Origin of the sequence: Flavobacterium sp. HSC-61S13 (assembly GCF_024171535.1) — a bacterium.
Taxonomy (GTDB): domain Bacteria; phylum Bacteroidota; class Bacteroidia; order Flavobacteriales; family Flavobacteriaceae; genus Flavobacterium.
The window spans coordinates 83072-103542 of sequence record NZ_JALJZV010000001.1 but is presented as its reverse complement, the minus strand read 5'-3'; the positions used below and the strand labels follow the sequence as shown (position 1 = coordinate 103542).

The following is a 20471-nucleotide window of genomic DNA, read 5'->3' as shown; positions in this document are numbered from 1 at the left end:
GTTAATCTATGCGATATAACTGTTTAACGCATGCCGTTTGACCATCTTTGGTCTCCATACGATATAAGTTATGATCTATGTTTGTTGCTGGATCATTCCAGGTACAAACTTTCGAACCGAACTCCGAGCATTCCGTTCTTTCAACACATGTAAATCCTTCGGAATCTAATTGCTGATAACCCGGTTCACTTAGAAGATTGGCATTTTTAATAGCATTTGTTGCAAATGCACTACCCATAGCAAGAACAATCACTCCGATTGGTAATCCTGCAGATTTTAGAAATTTTCTCATTTTATTTAAATTTAATGGTTAATAGCACTTTTTTAAGGTGTTGCTAAACCTTAATGAAACTTGCTTATTAGCGATTTGGCCATTTTGTAACGAACAAGGTTCTTGTCAAATAGACCATAGATAAAATGGTCTGTAACAAGTATATCAGAAAGTTTATCTTCCCCTAGGTGGTTGATTTGAAAACTCGCGATATAACTGCTACTGGTAAAGTCATAAACATCTACAATACTGGCTTGCTTCCACATCTTTTTGGACTCATTCTGCCCCATAGAATTTGAAATTATAAACAAGAGATTGCGATGCGCTATAACTTTTGAATTAATAGCTTTTACAGGAGTAGTCATTTTATTCTCTCCTGTTGTTAACTTGGCTGTTGTGATATTGGTTGTTTTGGTTGTATCTATTGTAGTATGTCTTTTGATAAGCGAAAGATTGTGATCGGTTTGGATAAATTGATTTTTATAATAAAAAGTATAAAGGAAATTATTATCTTCCCTACTATAGGTAAGCATGCCATCGGTATCAAAAACACCATCTGATTTAGTTTCTAATAGGTCTTTATTTATGCGAACTTTTGGTTCTGAATTAGGCTTTAAGATTCCAATAATGTTGTGATAGTTTTTATTGCTCTGTCCCTTAATAGCAATGGCAGTTGAATCTATTGGAATGAAATCGGAAAAATAAGCCTCTTTGTAACTTAGGACTTTTGCAACTTTCTTTTGTTCTTTGTTGTTTAAGCTTCCTATGAAAATGATTGGAATCGTTCCATCGGCCAGATAAAAATTGGGATAAACAGTTTTTAACCTAAGATTCGTATAAGGAAGTTTTAAAGAATCAATCTGTATTTGAAAATCTGTTCTTTGGAGTTTTTCATCTATGGAAATAAAACGAAGAGGCGCTGTAAAATTTCCAAGATAAACGATGTCGTTTTTATGTCCTGAAAAATAAAAAGAATTTACAGTTAGGTCGAGAATTTTATCCTGAACTACTCCATGAGGTAAAAATCGTCTTATAAATGGATTTTCTTTTTTTATAATGTGTTCTGAAGAAAGAAAAAGTAAAATAATAGTAAGACAACTAACTAGAGTTATTGCAGGAGAAATAATATAAAAATGCTTTATTTTACTATCGTGAAAGTAAATGGCTAAAAGTGTGAATATTGTTACCATTATATTAAACCATAAATGCTCATGCCATCCCATTTTCTCAAGTATACCGCCACAAGAACACGGGATAAAATCACTATAGTTTAAGATTAGGTAAATGTATAGGGTAAATGCAACCAACAGCCCATAACTCAGATAAAGTCCTAGAAGTTTTGATTCTCGTATAGTAAGTAATAAGGCAATAATAAGTTCTACGATGATTACTAAATATGCAATCAAATTAGCATAAACGCTTAGAAGCGGTGATTGGGTTAATTGAATCTGAAATGCTTCAAAAGTGATTATCTTACTTACTGCTGCATAAACAAATAGTAATACTAAAAAGTATCGGATAAATAGGATGAATTTGGCTTTCATAGTATTTGCATTTTGGGATATTCAAAGCTACAAACAGTTAAATCCCAAAACAATACGTGAATTCACCTAATTTTCAATGAATTTTAAGGTGATTTGATTAAAGAAGGTAATTTGATTAAAAAAAATTGTGAAATTTAAAGCTAAATGATTTTTAATCTAAACATTTCTTTTTAAAATAGTTGAACTAATATCTTGCTGTTTCAAATCATCGTCGTTGAGATAATGGCGCAAAATTGCAAAATTAATGACACCAATAAAATTTCTGGCTTGGGTCTTTTGCATCAGAATCTCTTTGTGCTTTTCTACAGTCCGCATACTAATACTAAGAATCTTTGCGATTTCTCTTCCACTATGTTGTTTTGCAAAAAGCTTTATAATTTCAACTTCAATATCAGTCAGTTTAACGTCTTTTCTGCGCTTATGACCTTCTAAATCTGTGATTATTTCGCTAATTTGAGTGTCGTAATAAATACCTTTATTATGTACGCAGATTATAGCTTTTTTTAACTGACTAACGGTACTGTTCTTAGTCAAATAACCCGATATATTGTACTGTAACATACGCTCAATGCTATATGAATCATTAAAACTACTAAGAACAAGAATGTTTAAATTGGGGTATTTTACATTTAATTTATGAGCTACTTCAAATCCATCCATTACAGGCATTTGTATATCTAAAAATAAAACATCGATCTTTGTTCTTTTTAATAATTCTAAAAGTTCTATTGCATTAGAACATTGAAACACTACCTCTATCCCTTCCAATTGAGAAAGCAGTAAAGCAAAGCTTTTCCTAAATAGCTTATGATCATCTATAATTCCTACTTTAATTTCCATCTATTCGTTTAATTTTTAATTGAACCAAGTTGCTGTTATGTTTTGATTCATGAATAAACTCTGCTTTGATTTGCTTGATTCTTGCCTTAATATTACTTAGGCCCAATCCCACGTCTTGTTGTTTTAAATCAGCATTAAAATCATATTTAACACCATCATCTACTACTTTTAAAATCAAATGATTTGTATGCCAATGTAGGGTCACATCTGCAAAGGTTGACTCGCTATGTTTAATGATATTTTGAATCATTTCTTGTACAATTCTATAGAGTTCCAATCTTGTTAATTCATCCAGTATAAATGTTTGCTTTTCGGAACTAAAATTTAACTCAATTGAAGTTACTCTTGATACTCTTACTAAGTAACTTTTAATTAGCAAACCAATTGAATTGTTTTTAATTAAAGGTGGAGATAAATTATAGCTGATTCTTAAAGCTTGGTCGTAACACTGTGAAATACTATCCTGAATATCCGAAATAGTAGCTGTAACCAAATCCTTATCGTTGCTTACCTGAATTACGGAGGCAAAGTTTTTTAAAGTGGCCAAATCTCCACATAAGCCATCATGTAATTCTTTTGCAATTCTCGCTCTTTCTTTATGTTCTACAATTAAATTAGTCCTTAGTTGTTCCTTTAGCTGCTCATTGCGGTATTTGATAAGGTTTTTCTGATATACTATCAATAGGATAATCACCATAACAACAAGATAAATCATAATAGAAGTACTTAACCAAAAAAGCAATTTTAATTCATTTTCCATACACCTATTGATAATAAGATTCGTAGAATTAAACTCGATATAATATTCACTAACCAGTAATCATTAAAGAAAAGCTCGTTTTTATATAGATAATTAGAAAGGATAAACAACGAGATTGTAGTACTGTAATAAAAAAACAGCCCTATAACTATGTAAAAGCTACCATTTTGATGTAATTTTAGAATTACCTTTTGATCTAATATTTGCTTAACCCATAGAAAGCTACAACTTATAACAAATAGGGTCATAAATAGTTTATTTAAACTTTTAGAAACAAGTGCTGATTCAGTCTCTAATAGAAAAAATGAATCAATATAGAATAATAGAAAAAGACCTAAATAAGTTGCAAAAAACCACCTAGGCCTATTTTCTATTAAATTTTTAAAAAGATAAAAGAGAGCTAAAAATTCTAATAACGAATGAATTTGAAACCACGGTATCACATTTAGATGTAATACCACGCTTCCTAAATACTCATAAATTGATGAACAAGCAATTAACAGAATTAACGGAAATATAGAACCGTAATTCTTCTTTTTATAAAGTCCCTTTCCAATAAATAAAATCAAGGGAATAAATCCTGCTAATAAAGTTACATATAAGAGTATATTATAAATCATTAATTAATTTTTACAAGCTGGCTCTCTTTTGGACACATAGGTGGACAAGTGACAAGTTCATCCAACATTAGGCCGCTAGTCATATCCTCCCCGCTTTTGTCAACACCAACCAAAACTATATTCATTTGATTTGTATTGCTATCTAAACCAGGATAAATGCGCATACCAACACATTGATTTTGTTGTAACAAATCGTCTAATCTATCAAAACCCACGAAATAGCTATTTGCCTTTAGAGGGTTCATTTCTTGATAGGAATGTGTTAGCTCAATCGCCTTAGTAAGGTCAATTACGGAACCATTTTTTTTGTTAATATCCATAAAACTAATGATTTAAAAGTTAACTTATAAAGATTTACATTTTTAATTTAATAAACAATACGTGATTTCCGCAATTTTACCGTGTTTTAACGTATTGATTTCCAAGGTGGATTTGCGTTATTTTATAAGGGGATAAATCAACAATTTTACTTGAATCAATGTGTCAAAAATTAACCAACCAAAAAGAAGTAATTATGACACAACATGTTATTTACAAAGAGACTTTAGAGAAAATCCAGACAAAAGAAAAAGAGTTGTATTTATGTGATTCTATTACTATTAAAAAAGCATTTGAAATGATGCAGTTCTTACAATTGATACTAAACCAACTTAAAAAGAATGTACTAAATAGTGGGTTTAAAAATCAATATGAAGAAATTGAATTTTTTAAAGTAATCAAACCTACAATTTTAAGTAAGCTCATTTTTTACAACAAAATATATAGAATAGAGACTAATTGTCCATTGGATTCTTCATCTAAAAACAAGTACTACATTAAAAAAATAGCAGAGCTAAATAATGAATACAAAAAGTTTTTTTGCCATAATGACTTTTACAAATACTACAATGCCAAACGCATAGATAAAGATGTAGAGTATTTTACCCTAGGAAAATTAAACTTGCTCTTCGGTATAAACAGCTTTGCCTTTGAAATTGATCCCTTATTCTCAACCTACTACGATTACAAAGTTTCTAGAATTATTGGACATGAACTATTACAAAACTATTTACAAGAAAAGATACGAAGGCAAGAAAACAGTGATTATACGTATATGCAATTATCTGAAACATTAATTTGGTCAGAGTCACAAAATGCTTTAATAGAGCTTATATATGCCCTTCATGTCACTGGCTCTATTAATCATGGCAAAGGAGAAATTAGAAAAATAGCTGGCTTGTTTCAAGGCTTATTTGGAATCTCACTTATAGATATACATCATGCTTTTCACAGAATGAAAACAAGAGCCAAATCAAGGACAAGTTATTTAGATAAATTAAAAGAAACGCTGGAAGTTTACATGGATCGTTCATCTTTAGATTAGCAAAGCTAATTTTAAACAAGTCATTGTGAACAGCAATGGCTTGTTTGTTTTTACTTTTCGAATTTAAAAATATTTAGTCATTAAGCAAATTTTCTTTTATTAATCAACTATTTAGATATAAAACAGGATCTATCTAGTCAACAACAATTCCAAAACCTTATAAATTCACTATTTAGTTAATAAAAATAGGTGGCCACTATTCTAAGTAAGGCAATTATTTACATATAAGTAAAGACAATAAAAATGTACAGAAAGTAATCTAAAGGAGTCAATAAATAAATTTCTTAAACGCAATAATATAATTAGTAGCATTCAAAAGTCTTTCAATACTTTATCTGGCACAAAATTAGTATAAAGCGTATTAAAATATTTCCAAATAACTTATCATGTGGAAAAACAAGAAAACCGATACTTGTCATAAGAGTTAAAAGACGGATAAATAGCGGGGCTTAAGGAAAAATCAATAAAAACAGGTTATTTCATTTTCACAAATCCAATGCCCTATTCCTAATACCCTTGCTTTGCTTCTTGAAATCTGTGTTTTTAAAAGTTTATATATTCTCGACTAAAAACTTCTAGACTTTTTTTACTTTAGAGATAATAAAACAACTTTTGATTCAAAATATTCCCAAAGATTAGCCGGGTTCTTGAGATAAGTTTACTAAGTTTGGGTTCTTAATCCTGACTTCAAATGAAACAAAAAGTTTTACTTTTATTAGGGTACACCTTTATAGGTATAATTTGTTTGATTAAAATAACTCTAAAAAATAATAAAAATGGAACTCTGGAAAAGTATTAGCACACACAAAACAGAATATGAAGTACCTATTAGTTTATCTAAAGGAGAAATCGTAAAACTAGGTGACCTTGCACCAGAGGAAAATTGGAAAGATTGGATTTGGGTCGAGAATAATAGACAACAGGGTGGCTGGGTTCCCATTCAAATAATTAGAAATTTAGGACATAATGCAGAAGGACTTATCTTAGAAGATTATAGTGCTAAAGAATTAAACATCGATATAAACGAAATAGTTGTAAAAATAAAGTCCTTAAATGCTTGGAGCTGGGTAAGGAAAATAAGTGATAGTGATGAAGGTTGGGTTCCTGATGAAATTATAGAGTTAACCATTCTTAAATATTAGTTTATGTAGAAATATAAACACGAATCGTCATTATCTACAAATCACTATTAATCCCAACATAATCCCCATTTACAAATAGATGACTTGAAAAATTCATCCAAAACGATTAAAGTCTTAAATAAAAAGTTAAAAAAATAAAATATAATTACGACTTAATAACTAAATTTATTATTTTTATAAGTAAATAAAACAACTTGCTTATAAACTTCAAATATAATAAAATGAGATCTAAATTATCTTTATTACTCCTATTTATAGCTCTTGTGAGTTGTAAAGACAAAATTACTAACCCTGCTGATGCCATTTATTTTGGTGGAGACATTATAACAATGGAGGGAAATGAAGCAAAATATGCAGAAGCATTGGCAGTAAAAGATGGAAAAATCCTTTTTGTTGGATCAAAAGTAGAAGCTGAAAAATTTCAAGGGGATGAAACAGAAATGAAAAATCTGGAAGGAAAAACATTATTGCCCGGATTTATAGATCCACACAGTCATTTTATGAGCTCTTTAGCGATGAACTCTCAAGCTAATTGCCAGCCGGCTCCCGCAGGTCAAGGCAATAGCGTAGAAGGAATTGTCAATTCACTACAAAAACTACAAGCCGATAAAAAGATTCCTGATGGAGAAATGATAATGGGTTATGGATATGATGATAATGCAATGCCTAACGGTGTCTTATTAAATCGAGACGATTTAGACAAAGCTTTTCCCAATAATCCCGTAATGGTAATACATGTTTCCATGCATGGCGTTGTGATGAATTCCAAAGCAATGGCTTTATATAATATCAATGATAAAACGCCAACAGTACCAGGTGGAATAATTGTCAGAAAACCAGGCACTAATGAGCCTTATGGCTTGATTATGGAGATGTCTTATTTACCCATTTTTGCAGCTATGCCAAAGCCGTCAGTTGAAACACAACTTTCTCAATTAAAAGAAGGTCAAATGTTATATGCCGAGGCGGGAGTAACTACAGCACAGGAAGGTGCAACCCATATGGGAGAAGTTTCTTTATTGGAACGAGGAGCTAAAGAAAACAAACTATTTATTGATGTTATTTCATACCCGATGTTTACAGAAATGGACACGTTATTCAAGGTATATCCACCTAAAGACTTTGGTAAATACAACAACCACTTCAAATTAGGTGGAATAAAAATTACCATTGACGGATCACCACAAGGCAGAACAGCTTTTTTTACAACACCTTACTTAACAGGAGGTCCAGGAGGAGAAAAGAATTGGTATGGAGAACCATCATTTAGTCAGGATGAAGCCAATCAACTGCTTAAACGTATTTATGATGCTGGTTTACAATCTACCTTTCACGCCAATGGAGATGCGGCCATAGATATGTGCATTAAAGCACATGAATTTGCTTCAGCAGAAAATCCTACAAAGGATAGGAGAACTACAATCATTCACGGTCAATTTTCCAGAGAAGACCAATTGGATAAATTTTTGGAGTATAAAATAATTCCATCATTTTATACAGAACATACTTATTTCTTTGCAGATACACACATCAAAAATCGGGGTTTAGAACAAGCCTCATTTATTAGTCCGATGAAAATGGCAATTACCAAAGGTTTACGCCCTACCAATCATACAGATTTTAACGTAGTACCCATTGACCAAATGTTTGTAATATGGTCTGCCGTTAATCGTATTTCTAGAAATGGTATTGTAATTGGAGCTGATGAAAGAATTTCACCTTATGAGGCTTTACAGGCAATTACAACTAATGCAGCTTATCAGTATTTTGAGGAGAATAGCAAAGGTTCATTAAAAGAGGGGAAACTGGCTGATTTAGTTATTCTCGATAAAAACCCCATAAAAGTGGACGTGATGGTAATTAAAGATATTAAAGTTTTTGAAACCATTAAAGAAGGTAAAACAATTTATAAAAAGAAATAATGAAATTTGTTCTTACAGCCATTGTTGCGTTTTTCCTATTTGTTACTAGTGTTTTCGCTCAAACCGAACATACACAGTTTCATCCGCACCATACTTTAGGATTTATGATCAGCCATACACAAGTGAGTCAGGGAATTCAGTCCAACGGGAATAAAAAATGGCTTTCATTACCATCTTGGGCAATAAATTACAATTATAAGTTTAGTTCGAAATGGGCAATTGGGTTGCATACTGATATTGTTGTTGAAGATTTCACAGTTGAAGAACACCTTAAAAGTGGTGGAGGTCAAGCCTTACAGAGAAGCTATCCAATCGCATCAGCAGTAATGCTATCATACAAGCTAGGAAAGCATTTTAGTCTAATGGGTGGTGCCGGTGGCGAATTTGCACATACTGGAAATCTTTTTCTTGCAAGGGTTGGTTTAGAGTATGGCTACCATTTATCCAATAAATGGGAATTAAATGCAAATATTACCAATGATATAAAAATCAATGCCTATAATTCTTGGGCTATAGGTCTTGCATTAACGCGAGTCATAAATTAAAATTTCAAGCATTCTTATTAAAAACAAAAATCCAGAGTTATCTGGATTTTTGTTTTAATTGCTAAATAAAATTTCGCTATTACTTTACTTCTTTATTACGAACATTACACATATAGACAATATATAGGATCGGCTTGTCTATCATCTGTTTTTTTGCAACCGCCTTTTTTCTTTCTACATAAGTAACCAAATAAGAAGTACACAAAATTCGATTAATTAAAACAGTCGTAGTCAGTAAATATTCGCATTCTTTTAAATCTCTTATTAAAATACCTAATAAGGTTTTGTTTTTTTGTACTTTCATTCAATACTCCATTACTACATATCTATGTTTTAAGTATTTTCATTTTTTAATCCGATTTTACATAGTACGCATGTTTTCAGTTGTTCAAAGCATAATAAATATACTTTTTTGCTCATTATATTGCTAAACCATTATTCTACTCACAACTTTTTATTTGCCAACCAATAACTACGTAAGGTGTAAAATCATCATCAAAAGACCGATAAAAGCGATCAATTCATTGTCATCAGGTTTATCTACCGCGAAATAGCGAAATCCTTTGTCTTTAAATTGCTTTTTCATTCGTTCGACAAATTCAATAGTTTATTCTTTTGATGGAAAAGTTGAAAAAACCCATTCCCTTTTTGGTCAGAATCTATTTTGTATATTTTGTCGATGTCGTTTAAATTCCAATTTCTAGATACAAGTCTTCGGAATTAAATATGTATTTCTTCATGCGATTCATTCTTCTGTATTCTTAGATAAAATTACAGTTAACGCCTAATACAATTCTTTTATATCTCTGTAGATATTCTAGATCTGAAGCAATTATTTGTAAAATTAGCTGCTGTTCTAAAGGGGAAAACTACAATTAAAGAAATTAATATTTAGTTTTCAATACTAACTGTATGATTATTTCATACGTTTAGCGTCGCTGTAAAAACATCACTAATGATTTTACGGGCAAATATTGATTTGAGTTAATTCTAAGTATCTTCATCCCGCTACGCTCGCATGGCTCTAATGAAGGATGATAAAGGTTATTCACTTCAACAATTAATACGTAAGGTCATTACTTTTCTTATCAATCCACAAATAACAGAACGTCTTTTTCTTATAACAAAAACAAAGCTTTCCATATTTCTTCGCTTCCATAATATTTATATCTTGATTTAGTATTTAGCTTCGTAATTCGAGCAAACAACTTTTGTTAGGTTCTACTTTACTCTGATAATAATTATTTAGTTTTCCAGTATGCTTCCAATTTTAATCCAATTTAGAATTTAGAATAATATAATGCTCATCGAATATTAACTTTTTCCATAATATCTTGTCTTTAACCACAAGCTTGTTTTTACTAACAATATCAATACAGGAACTTCTACAAGTGGTCCAATTACGCCTACAAAAGCCTGAGGGGAATGTATGCCAAACACAGCAATGGCTACTGCAATGGCTAGTTCAAAATTGTTTCCTGTAGCTGTAAAAGAAATAGAAGCATTTTTATCATAAGGCACTTTAAAAGATTTATTAATAAAAAAACTAACAAAGAACATGAGAATAAAATAGATTACTAAAGGTATGGCTACTTTTACTACATCAAAAGGCAATTCAATTATTTTATCACCTTTAAGACTAAACATTAAAACAATTGTAAATAGTAGTGCATATAATGTAATTGGAGATATTAGTGGAATATACTTTCTATTGTACCACTCTATTCCTTTAGATTTTATTAGAAAATAACGACTTAGAAATCCGGCTAAAAATGGTATTCCTAAATAAATCAATACACTTTCACTCACATCTTTCATAGGCACATTTACATTGAAATGAGGTAAACCTAATTTACCTGGCAATACATTAATAAATAACCAAACCATAAAACTGTAAGTGAACAATTGAAAAATACTGTTTAATGCAATTAATAAAGCAGCATATTCTCGATTCCCTTTTGCTAAGTCATTCCATACAATGACCATTGCAATACATCTTGCCAGACCAATAAGAATTAGGCCTATCATGTAATCTGGTTCATTTCTTAGAAACAAGAATGCCAATCCAAACATCAAAGCAGGACCAATAATCCAATTTAACAATAAAGAAATACCTATTACTTTTTTATCCTTAAAAGCCATAGGTAATAACGAATAATTAACCTTTGCCAGTGGTGGGTACATCATTAATATCAAACCTATAGCCAAAGGAATATTGGTTGTACCAACATTTAAGGCATTTGTGATATTAGAAACACTAGGAAAGAGATTTCCTATGACAATGCCAAGTACCATGGCTAGAAATATCCACAAAGTAAGATACTGATCAAGAAATTTTAATTTTGGTTGCATCACTTATTTAATTATTTCAGAAAAAACATAAAACATTTCAGAAGCTATCTGTAAACTTCTCTCAAAGTAAATAGAAGTCTGTTTATCTGTACTGTCTGATATTTTAGGATCTTCATAGGTAATTGGAATTCTTGCTTGAGCGCCTGCAATAAAGGGACATCCTCCATCTGCCTGAGAACAAGTCATTACAGCTGCAAATGATGTATTGGGATTAAACGGATGATCATACTTCTTTGAAAAACCAATTATTGGCAAAGCATTTTCATGATACTTTATGGCATATATAGGGTTTTCACACTCTGCTATTTTAACAACTTTAAACCCTTGGTTGGTTAATGTTTCTGCCACTTTTGAGAATAATGTAGTTTCCTGGGTACCACCTGAAAAGCAATATACATTTGGAATTCTAAAGTGTGTTGCAGCCATCTGTGCCCATATTTGTGTCAAATGACTTCTTCGCGAATTATGTGTACAAATAAAATTGATGCTTATTTCTTTATTTTCATCAATCTTTTCTTGGATAAAATCGATTAAAAGTTTTAATACATTCTTACGTTCAGCACTGATCGCCTGATTTTTAAAATTTTCGATAGTTTGAGATAATTCTTTTATACATTTTATTAAATTAAGTTATAGATAATATATACCCCATGATTACCGCCCCGATTACGATAAATGCACTATTGACTTGTCTAAATTTGATAACTACAAATGCACTGACTATTGCAATTGATATTCCCCGCCAATTCGTAATGACTTCTTTACTCATATTGAAACAAATTGCTATGATAATAGCTACAGAAGCGACATTTACTGCATCTAAAAAGACCGAAAATCCTTTTGATTTACGCAATATTTTAATCAATGGATTTAGTAATGCTACCAAAAAAAATGATGGAAGGAAAATAGCAATCGTCGAAATGATGGCTCCGCTAAATCCGTTTATTTGATAGCCAATGAATGTAACTGATGAGAAAACGGGACCTGGTGTAAACTGACCGACAGCTATAGAATCAACTAGTTGCTGCCGAGTTAGCAAGCCAGCTGTTACTAATTCAGTGTCTAAAAAAGCGAACAAAACGTAACCACTTCCATAAAGGATTGCGCCAATCTTTAGGAAGATCCAGAATAATCTGATATTTGTTTCCCATAATATAGAACTATGTGTGATCTGTAAGAACAATAGTGGAGTAATACTTTGTATAGTATTTATTTTTCTATGTTTTATGTAATATAAACCTAATGTCAAAAAACCTGCCCCAAACATTAAATATATTTCATTTATATTAAATAATGATAAAACTAAAACAGCAATACCAATACTTGCTAAGTAGGTCGATTTTATAGATTTTTTTGCTAATGGGTAGACCGCTCCAATAATAACGGCAATAATTGCTGGTTTAATTCCATATATAAAGGGTTCCATTTCGGGAAGTTGTCCGTATTTCCCATACAACCAGGCAAGTATTATTGTAATAAAAACCGCTGGTAAAATAAAACATATCCCTGCAACAATCAACCCTTTCCATCCCCCTTTGTCATAACCGATGTGTATCGCCATTTCAGTGCTATTGGGTCCAGGAATGAGATTAGTAGCTCCCAACAAATCTAGAAAATGCTGTTCATTCATCCACTTTCTTTTTACTACAACCTCCTGTTGCATCATAGCAATATGAGCTGCGGGGCCACCAAAACCAATACAACCTAGCTTGATAAAAAGTTTGGCTATTTCTTTTATTGGAATATTATTTTGTTCCATTAAAACCAGAATCTATCAATAGGGATTTACCTCCATATTTGATTAATAAAAACATACTTGATAAAAATAATATCCAATCAGTACAACTGTGACATACTGTTTCCAAAATACTGTAAATTTTTAAAACATGATTATTAGAATACGTGTTATTGTCTTAAGAAAGTTTAGCAGAAAAATTTCTCTAAACTCTGTAATTCCAGATAAAGCATAAAACGGATTCCACAATTAAATATATAAGACTAATAGCCTTTAAATACTTGTTCTAATTATTTTATATAACATATAAATAAAATTTTAACAGCATCCACCGCCAGGCGTACAGCTATTAGCACTGTCGCCTACAGAAATATTTATTAAATTTTCGTTTTCAGAAGAAATACCACAGGCATCTTGAGCCAAACAAGCGGTTGTTTTATTTTTCAGAACAAAGGTTTTATCTTTGAATTCCAAATCATATTTACCAATTGTCTCACTTTGAAATTCAACTTCTATTTCATAATCCTCAATTCCTAATTTTTCTTCTGAAAGTTTAATGATCCTCAATAACTTCTCTGGTTTGAGTCTGTGTTCAAAATCATCTGCATTCCATAATTGAAAATTAACTACCTTTTCAATACGTATTACTCCTCCACAATCAATAAATTTTTTAGTTATTTGACCAATTTCCGTCACATGAAAATACTCTGGCACATACGTTCCATTCTCTAATTGAAATTCAACATTTTCTAATGTTGATAAGATTTCTTTAATTTCTGATAGTTTCATAATTATATATAAACATTTAGTTATACTATATTGCGATGTTACGATGATAGTTTATAAAAAAGCTTAGCAGCATTGTTTTATATTTATATCTTGATTGAAGAAGGTATTAAATTCCTCTTGAAATTGCGTCCATTTTTTTTCATCGATACAATAACAAACTGATTTTCCCTCAATAGTACCTTTAATAATACCAAAATTTTTCAATTCTTTCAAATGTTGAGAAATTGTTGCCTGTGCTAAACCCAACTCTTCGACAAGATCATTGCAAATACATGTTTTTTCATTGATTATAAACTGTAGAATTGCAATTCTAGCAGGATGACCTAAAACTTTAAAAAGCAATGCCAATTTGTTTTGCTTATCCGAATATATATCTGTCCTAGTAATTCCCATATGTAATTATAATATATTGCAATATTACGATAATAAAATAACTAACAAAGTATTTTTTATACTTTTATCGACACAATATTACAGTCTTATTTAATCCATACTTATAAACTTTCAAGTCCATAATTTACTGTTATGAGACTTGAAATAAACTTGCTATCTGCATGGTCATTTGGGTAAATTCTCAAAAGTACGTGCATTCGTTTCTTGAATAAAAACTAAGATATATAATAACTACCTACTTATATTTTTATGTTTAAAAAGTTAATTTCTGCTTTATAATTATCATTCCAGATCTTTTCATAACGGCAATCATAATTTGAGAAGTTACCTTTTCGATAGAAATATTTAGTTTTATTTTGAGAACTATTAAAGAAAATAAGATTTTAATCACAGGCATAAACTATATAAATATAGTATTCTTTGTATTTTATTAATATAAACTGCAAAATGAAATATATTATTTACAGAAATTGCTCATAACGCAACTGTAAGTGCCACACCGATTGCTACTACAAGAAAAGTAAAAAAAAACTTCATTCGTTTAATATCAAATTTATTAACCCAAAAGAATTACGAAAAATATTTTTCATATATGTACGATGTTTTGACTTTTAATTTTTTTGTATGAACAAAATTAATCCTCCTGCTTTTAAAAATGTCACTATTTCTAAGATATTTTATATATTACTAATTATCAAAACAGGTTTAAAAGCTTTAAAATACAATATTAAAAATAATCACAATGTCAACTAATAAAAAACATTAGTTCCGTTTTTTTTATTATTTTAACACTTGGAAATTTCTATTGACAACAATTATGAGTTATCTAAAAAATTTATTGAATCTTCGTAGTGATGAAGAAGAAAGAGCTAAAGTAATAGAGAATGTTTCAAAGAACATTTCATTTAAGGGAGCCAATATTTGGATTCTAGCTTGTGCTATTCTAATAGCATCAATAGGATTAAATGTTAATTCAACAGCTGTAATTATTGGAGCCATGTTAATATCTCCACTAATGGGTCCTATTGTTGGTGCGGGATATTCATTAGCTACTTATGATTTTAAACTGCTGAAAAAATCTGCAAAAAATTTACTTATTGCCACAATCGTAAGCTTGTCTGTAGCAACATTATACTTTTATTTAAGCCCATTTAAAGACGCACAATCTGAACTTCTTGCCCGTACCTCTCCTACAATATATGATGTACTGATTGCATTTTTTGGAGGTATTGTCGGTGCTATTTCTATGACACGAAAAGAAAAAGGAAATCCTATTCCAGGAGTTGCCATTGCTACTGCTTTGATGCCACCATTATGTACAGCAGGATTTGGGCTTGCAACCTTTAATATGAAGTTTTTTGTTGGTGCATTATACTTATACAGTATTAATTGCTTCTTCATTGGAATTGCTACATTTCTAATAATCAAATATCTAAAATATAAGCCTGTAGTAACTGATAATAAAGCATTTGATAAAAAGCTGCGTTATTCAATTACATTAATGATATTGATAATGACTATTCCAAGTTTCTATCTTGCGTACAATTTACTTAATGAAAAAAAGTTTACTCAAAATGTAGATAAATTTTTAAATACTGAATTCTATAATCGTGGATATACTATTATTTATAAAAAGATCAATTATAAAAGAAATGACAAAACAATAGAATTGGCTTTTCTATCACGTCAATTCGATAGTATTGAGATTAGTCAATTAAATAGCAAACTTAATGATTTTGGGCTTGATAACACTCATTTGGTCATCAAACAAAACACCTCTGATTTAAAATCAGAAATCCTGTCAGAAATAAACAAGCGTAGTACTAATATTTCTGAGAAAGATTTACAGATTAATTTATTAAGCAATGAGTTGAAAAAATACAAATTCGATAATGATGAAATAAAAAAAGAAATAGAAATATTGTTCCCTGAAATTGAAGAAATTTCAATGGGAAAGATTAATACCTATCACGCAAATGATTCTATAATACAGTCCACATTAGTTCTCTATAAATCACACACCAAAATAGATGAATTAAAGTTTGAAACCTGGCTTCAAGCTAAAATAAAAAACACTTCTTTAAAAATCGTAAAAGAACAGTCATAATGATGATTTGTGCGTGTGCGTTTCAACATATCACAGTCTAATCATCATTATAATTTTTCTGTTCTTTATTTTGGGGCTTTATCGAAAAATCATGAGAGCGTCCCTAAATTAAACTTTCTTAAGAACCTATAAATATCCTGATTTGCTCCATAAATTACTAAAACGTCATTACTTTTTATTATAGTTTGTGAAGACGGAAAACCTTGAACTTCGGGTACAATTTTATACTGTCCTAAAAAACTAGCCTCTTCTTTATTTTGAATAATAGTCATTACCAAAATATTATGTTTTCTTTTAAATTCAATTTCATCAAATGTCTTACCTACGAGTTCCTCTGGGGTTATCACCTCTATAATGCTATAATCTTTATTAAGCTCAAACGAGTCAACAACTCCTTTTACATTTAATTTTTTTGTCCACCGCTCTGCCGATTCAGATTCCGGACGAATGATCTCTGAAACTCCAATGGCTTGTAAAACATTTTCGTGCAATGAATTAATAGAACGACTAATAAGCCGTTTCACATTCATGTTTTTGAAAATAGCTGTCGCCATAATATTTGCTCCCTCATTTTCCCCAATACTTACAATAACAACATCTGTATTGTTCAAGGGTAGTTTACTGATGGACAATTCATCGGTAGCATCAAGACAAATTGTATATGATAACTTCTCTTTAAGAGCTTCTACTTTTTGCATATCAATATCCACCCCGATAATTTCATGTCCCAATTTGGACATTTTCTTCCCAAGAGCAGCTCCAAAATTTCCTAAACCGATAATAATTACTTTCATAAAATCATTTAAATTAAAATATCATCCGACGGATAACCATAATTAGACATACCTGTACTTCTTTTAAAAAATGCCATTAAAATCGTAATCATCGATACTCTACCGATAAACATAATTATAATAATGACTACTTTACTCGAATCGGATAATGTTGGTGTTACATTTAAAGACAGTCCAACAGTTGAATAAGCAGAGAAAGCTTCAAAAGCTACATCAATGAGATTTAAATGGCTGTCGAATTTTGTAATTAAAAAGACTCCGATTCCTACTACTAAAAAAGACAAAGTCATCGTAGCAAAGGCCTTTTGAACATTAATTGGATTCAATTCACGCTTAAAAACTTCGATTTTAGACTTACCTCTAGCAATATTGATAAAATTCAAAATTGCAATTGCAAATGTACTTGTTTTAATTCCTCCCCCAGTAGAAGCTGGTGAAGCACCAATCCACATTAATAGAATTACGAACATAATCGATGAAAAATGCAATTGAGAAAAATCAATTGCATTAAAGCCTGCTGTTCGGGGTGTTATCGCTAAAAATACTGCCGATATAAATTTGCCAAATCCTTGGTGTGGTTGTAATGTATTGTAAAATTCCTCAAAGAAAAGAATAATTGTAGCAATACCTAGAATTGAAAGAGAAGTCACAAGATTAACCTTGGAACTAAGACTAAAAACCCAGTTTCTCTTATTGTGCCGCTTGCTTGTAAGGTTATAAAAGACTTTACGAATTAGATACTCTAGGTACTTTAACAGATTTATCAAAATCGGAAACCCTATCCCTCCCAAAAATATCAGTAATATTAAAACGGACTGAAAATTATAATTATATATAAAGTCTATGTTCATAACACCTTTGGGCAAAGTCGAAAAACCCGCATTACAAAAAGCGGAAATAGAATGAAAGACGCTAAAAAAAACTTTATCCAAGAATGCCATGCTATGAGATTCTAAGGAAAAATAAATCAAAAAAGCTCCAATTGCTTCAATTGCAAAAGTAAAATAGATGATCCTTTTTACAAAAACAAAAACTTCACTTAAAGCATCATTATTAGCGATACTTCCTAATGCTATTTGATTTTCATATGAGCTATTGCCTTTAAAAAAATAGGCAATATATCCTGCAAATGTTAGAATCCCCAGCCCCCCCATTTGAATCAACAACATAATTAGAAAATGACCAAATGCTGTAAATTGCTCGAAGGTATCAACCACTGTCAAACCGGTAACACATACGGCACTAGTTGCCGTAAATAAAGCATCTAAAAAGCTTAAAGGTACTTTTGAAGCAGTAGGGAGCATTAACATAAAGGCACCAATAAAAATCAAAGTAAAAAAGCTTATTATGAAAAGCTGCGGAGGATTTATAAATGAGCGTTTTAAACTAAAATTAGGTGTAGCAACCTCTCTTATTATTTTTAAGATGACAGCAAACTGTAAATACTTACTTACATAATGGATATCATAATCTATGATCTGAATTAAAATACAGTAAAGTATAAATAAAATACTTACTATATCAAATATAATTACACGAACAATAACCTTTTCATTTCCAAGAAAATACTTTAAGATTGTTTTTACAACTCCAATTAAAAGTAATCCAATAAAGAAAAAATTGATATAAACATTATATTCCCGTGGGATAACAAAACCTAAAGTTACCAAAAGTATTATTATCCCAATAACATAAAAAGAGCTTAATAGGTAACTAAAATTTTTAATTCTCATTATAGATAATATACTTCGATTTTTATAAAAACAAATTAGACACTTAACAATTCAATCTTTTTAAAATCTCCTTTACTTCTTACTTGTAGCTTTAAGAATAAGAAAGCCCACTGCTCCTGCTATAATAGACGCTACTAAGACCGAAAGCTTTGCTTCAGCTACAAAATAAGGATTATCAAAAGATAATATTGAGATAAAGATAGACATCGTGAATCCTATTCCAGCAAGAAGGGCCACACCTAAAATATGAAACCATCCACTACCTTCAGGTAGTGTCGCGATTCCAGTTTTAGTACAGATCCAAGATACTAATAAGATTCCGATAGGTTTTCCAAAGAGTAAACCTAATGCAATACCGAGTCCTAAAGGTTCAATAAGTCCACGAAACATTCCGGTTTCTAATGTAATATTAGTATTTGTAAAAGCAAAAAGTGGTATTATTAAAAAATTAACTGGTTTTACTAATGCATGTTCCAATCGTTCCAATGGAGACTCTTTTTCTGTATCGTTAGTAGGTAAAGTCATAGCTACCATTACTCCCGCTATAGTTGCGTGAATCCCTGAATGATGAATAAAGTACCAAACAAATACACCTGGAATCATATACAGCCATGGGTTTTTAACATTCATTCGATTCATTCCAATTAATACTACCATTCCAATTGCAGCATATGCAAGGTATGTAAGTTCAATTCCTGAAGAGTAAAAAAACGCTATAACTAAAATTGCAATCAAATCATCAACAATTGCAAGTGCGGCCAAAAAAATCTTTAGGCTCGTGGGTACTCTTTTATCTAATAGTGAAATAACAGCTAATGCAAATGCTATATCGGTCGCCATTGGGATTGCCCAACCATCTAGGGTCGGAGTTCCTTGATTAAACATCAAAAAAACAACTGCCGGAACAATTGCTCCACCGATCGCACATAATATTGGTAATAGAGCTTTTTTAGGCGATGACAATTCTCCTTCGACAATTTCTCTTTTAATTTCTAAACCAACCAGTAAAAAAAACACAGCCATCAATCCGTCGTTAATCCACATTGCTACTGAATAATTGAGATGTATAGCACTATTCTCAAATCCCAATTTGGTATCTAATATGCTCTGTAACCCTATTGAAAATGGTGAATTAGCAATAATAAGAGATAATACTACACAAATAAAAAGAAGTATCCCTCCAAAATTATTTGATTTCACAAAATCTTTAAACACATTCAAGTTTATTTTGGCAGTCATTGTATTAATCTGTTTATATACTTATTAGAAATACAAATATACCATTACACAATTACATTTGCTTCAAAGATATGAGAAATCAGTACATTTTTTTGGGATTCCAAATATTCAAGGTTTTACAAATCAAGAGATTTACACTCAAAAACAGGCTCGCAAAGATTGCTGCTTTCCGCAATTTTTTATTTTCTTCGCTTTTAATAGAAAATCTATATTGGACTCTACTATATAATAATATGCGACAAAAAGTAATAGTACAAAAAGTATAAGTACTACCGCTAGAAATTCAAATAATTACAAATGAATCTTTATTATATTTAAAAAC

Annotated in this window: 18 protein-coding genes; 5 read left to right on the top strand and 13 right to left on the bottom strand. The window is 30.7% G+C overall.

What is annotated here, in order from left to right; all coding sequences use genetic code 11:
- Window position 1: 1 nt before the first annotated feature.
- The 5 genes from L1275_RS00435 to L1275_RS00415 form a co-directional block, all read right to left on the bottom strand.
- Window positions 2–292 carry a DUF6520 family protein gene (locus L1275_RS00435; RefSeq protein WP_253468598.1) on the bottom strand — a complete coding sequence of 97 codons (291 nt, stop codon included), beginning with the start codon at window positions 290–292 and terminating at the stop codon, window positions 2–4.
- 50 nt (window positions 293–342) lie between these two features.
- Window positions 343–1815 (bottom strand): DoxX family protein, encoded by a 1473-nt coding sequence (locus tag L1275_RS00430; protein WP_253468596.1) that lies wholly within the window; start codon window positions 1813–1815, stop codon window positions 343–345.
- 156 nt (window positions 1816–1971) lie between these two features.
- Window positions 1972–2655: a response regulator transcription factor gene (locus tag L1275_RS00425; protein ID WP_253468594.1), complete on the bottom strand. Its 684-nt coding sequence runs from the start codon at window positions 2653–2655 to the stop codon at window positions 1972–1974.
- Window positions 2645–3415 carry a sensor histidine kinase gene (locus tag L1275_RS00420; protein WP_253468592.1) on the bottom strand — a complete coding sequence of 257 codons (771 nt, stop codon included), beginning with the start codon at window positions 3413–3415 and terminating at the stop codon, window positions 2645–2647. Before L1275_RS00420 ends, L1275_RS00425 begins: the two co-directional genes overlap by 11 nt.
- A gap of 619 nt (window positions 3416–4034) precedes the next feature.
- Window positions 4035–4355 carry a hypothetical protein gene (locus L1275_RS00415; RefSeq protein WP_253468590.1) on the bottom strand — a complete coding sequence of 107 codons (321 nt, stop codon included), beginning with the start codon at window positions 4353–4355 and terminating at the stop codon, window positions 4035–4037.
- A gap of 194 nt (window positions 4356–4549) precedes the next feature.
- Between L1275_RS00415 and L1275_RS00410 the strand changes: the two genes are divergently transcribed.
- The 4 genes from L1275_RS00410 to L1275_RS00395 all read left to right on the top strand — a co-directional run bounded on the left by L1275_RS00410 (window position 4550) and on the right by L1275_RS00395 (window position 9007).
- A complete protein-coding gene (locus L1275_RS00410; RefSeq protein ID WP_253468588.1) occupies window positions 4550–5398 on the top strand; it encodes an RteC domain-containing protein in 849 nt (282 codons plus the stop codon).
- Window positions 5399–6174: 776 nt separating this feature from the next.
- The gene (locus L1275_RS00405) at window positions 6175–6540 is read left to right on the top strand and encodes an SH3 domain-containing protein (protein ID WP_253468586.1); all 366 of its coding nucleotides are present in this window, start codon (window positions 6175–6177) and stop codon (window positions 6538–6540) included.
- A 221-nt stretch (window positions 6541–6761) separates the two neighbouring features.
- The gene (locus L1275_RS00400; protein WP_253468584.1) at window positions 6762–8462 is read left to right on the top strand and encodes an amidohydrolase; all 1701 of its coding nucleotides are present in this window, start codon (window positions 6762–6764) and stop codon (window positions 8460–8462) included.
- Window positions 8462–9007 carry a hypothetical protein gene (locus L1275_RS00395; RefSeq protein ID WP_253468582.1) on the top strand — a complete coding sequence of 182 codons (546 nt, stop codon included), beginning with the start codon at window positions 8462–8464 and terminating at the stop codon, window positions 9005–9007. Before L1275_RS00400 ends, L1275_RS00395 begins: the two co-directional genes overlap by 1 nt.
- Window positions 9008–10321: 1314 nt before the next feature.
- Here L1275_RS00395 and arsB read toward each other — a convergent pair.
- The 5 genes from arsB to L1275_RS00370 form a co-directional block, all read right to left on the bottom strand.
- Entirely contained in the window at window positions 10322–11359 is a 1038-nt protein-coding gene (gene arsB, locus L1275_RS00390; RefSeq protein WP_253468581.1) for an ACR3 family arsenite efflux transporter, read from the bottom strand.
- A 3-nt stretch (window positions 11360–11362) separates the two neighbouring features.
- Window positions 11363–11971 carry a protein-tyrosine-phosphatase gene (locus L1275_RS00385; protein ID WP_253469300.1) on the bottom strand — a complete coding sequence of 203 codons (609 nt, stop codon included), beginning with the start codon at window positions 11969–11971 and terminating at the stop codon, window positions 11363–11365.
- A gap of 13 nt (window positions 11972–11984) precedes the next feature.
- Window positions 11985–13118 (bottom strand): chromate efflux transporter, encoded by a 1134-nt coding sequence (gene chrA / locus L1275_RS00380; RefSeq protein ID WP_253468579.1) that lies wholly within the window; start codon window positions 13116–13118, stop codon window positions 11985–11987.
- 294 nt (window positions 13119–13412) lie between these two features.
- Window positions 13413–13883 carry a DUF6428 family protein gene (locus tag L1275_RS00375; RefSeq protein ID WP_253468577.1) on the bottom strand — a complete coding sequence of 157 codons (471 nt, stop codon included), beginning with the start codon at window positions 13881–13883 and terminating at the stop codon, window positions 13413–13415.
- A 63-nt stretch (window positions 13884–13946) separates the two neighbouring features.
- Window positions 13947–14276: a helix-turn-helix transcriptional regulator gene (locus L1275_RS00370; protein ID WP_253468575.1), complete on the bottom strand. Its 330-nt coding sequence runs from the start codon at window positions 14274–14276 to the stop codon at window positions 13947–13949.
- A gap of 817 nt (window positions 14277–15093) precedes the next feature.
- On the opposite strand from L1275_RS00370, the gene L1275_RS00365 reads away from it, so the two are divergent.
- On the top strand, window positions 15094–16383 hold the full coding sequence (locus L1275_RS00365) for a DUF389 domain-containing protein (RefSeq protein WP_253468573.1): 1290 nt from the start codon (window positions 15094–15096) through the stop codon (window positions 16381–16383).
- Between the two features lie 89 nt (window positions 16384–16472).
- Here the strand turns inward: L1275_RS00365 and L1275_RS00360 are convergent, their stop codons facing one another.
- The 3 genes from L1275_RS00360 to nhaA form a co-directional block, all read right to left on the bottom strand.
- Window positions 16473–17177: a TrkA family potassium uptake protein gene (locus L1275_RS00360; protein WP_253468571.1), complete on the bottom strand. Its 705-nt coding sequence runs from the start codon at window positions 17175–17177 to the stop codon at window positions 16473–16475.
- An 8-nt stretch (window positions 17178–17185) separates the two neighbouring features.
- Entirely contained in the window at window positions 17186–18910 is a 1725-nt protein-coding gene (locus tag L1275_RS00355; RefSeq protein WP_253468569.1) for a TrkH family potassium uptake protein, read from the bottom strand.
- Window positions 18911–18982: 72 nt separating this feature from the next.
- A complete protein-coding gene (gene nhaA, locus L1275_RS00350) occupies window positions 18983–20149 on the bottom strand; it encodes a Na+/H+ antiporter NhaA (RefSeq protein ID WP_253468566.1) in 1167 nt (388 codons plus the stop codon).
- Window positions 20150–20471: the final 322 nt, after the last annotated feature.

Bases quoted from the DNA above. Each gene is read 5' to 3' on its own strand.
- L1275_RS00435 (WP_253468598.1), bottom strand. From the start codon at position 292: ATGAGAAAATTTCTAAAATCTGCAGGATTACCAATCGGAGTGATTGTT.
- L1275_RS00430 (WP_253468596.1), bottom strand. From the start codon at position 1,815: ATGAAAGCCAAATTCATCCTATTTATCCGATACTTTTTAGTATTACTA.
- L1275_RS00425 (WP_253468594.1), bottom strand. From the start codon at position 2,655: ATGGAAATTAAAGTAGGAATTATAGATGATCATAAGCTATTTAGGAAA.
- L1275_RS00420 (WP_253468592.1), bottom strand. From the start codon at position 3,415: ATGGAAAATGAATTAAAATTGCTTTTTTGGTTAAGTACTTCTATTATG.
- L1275_RS00415 (WP_253468590.1), bottom strand. From the start codon at position 4,355: ATGGATATTAACAAAAAAAATGGTTCCGTAATTGACCTTACTAAGGCG.
- L1275_RS00410 (WP_253468588.1), top strand. From the start codon at position 4,550: ATGACACAACATGTTATTTACAAAGAGACTTTAGAGAAAATCCAGACA.
- L1275_RS00405 (WP_253468586.1), top strand. From the start codon at position 6,175: ATGGAACTCTGGAAAAGTATTAGCACACACAAAACAGAATATGAAGTA.
- L1275_RS00400 (WP_253468584.1), top strand. From the start codon at position 6,762: ATGAGATCTAAATTATCTTTATTACTCCTATTTATAGCTCTTGTGAGT.
- L1275_RS00395 (WP_253468582.1), top strand. From the start codon at position 8,462: ATGAAATTTGTTCTTACAGCCATTGTTGCGTTTTTCCTATTTGTTACT.
- arsB (WP_253468581.1), bottom strand. From the start codon at position 11,359: ATGCAACCAAAATTAAAATTTCTTGATCAGTATCTTACTTTGTGGATA.
- chrA (WP_253468579.1), bottom strand. From the start codon at position 13,118: ATGGAACAAAATAATATTCCAATAAAAGAAATAGCCAAACTTTTTATC.
- L1275_RS00375 (WP_253468577.1), bottom strand. From the start codon at position 13,883: ATGAAACTATCAGAAATTAAAGAAATCTTATCAACATTAGAAAATGTT.
- L1275_RS00370 (WP_253468575.1), bottom strand. From the start codon at position 14,276: ATGGGAATTACTAGGACAGATATATATTCGGATAAGCAAAACAAATTG.
- L1275_RS00365 (WP_253468573.1), top strand. From the start codon at position 15,094: ATGAGTTATCTAAAAAATTTATTGAATCTTCGTAGTGATGAAGAAGAA.
- L1275_RS00360 (WP_253468571.1), bottom strand. From the start codon at position 17,177: ATGAAAGTAATTATTATCGGTTTAGGAAATTTTGGAGCTGCTCTTGGG.
- L1275_RS00355 (WP_253468569.1), bottom strand. From the start codon at position 18,910: ATGAGAATTAAAAATTTTAGTTACCTATTAAGCTCTTTTTATGTTATT.
- nhaA (WP_253468566.1), bottom strand. From the start codon at position 20,149: ATGACTGCCAAAATAAACTTGAATGTGTTTAAAGATTTTGTGAAATCA.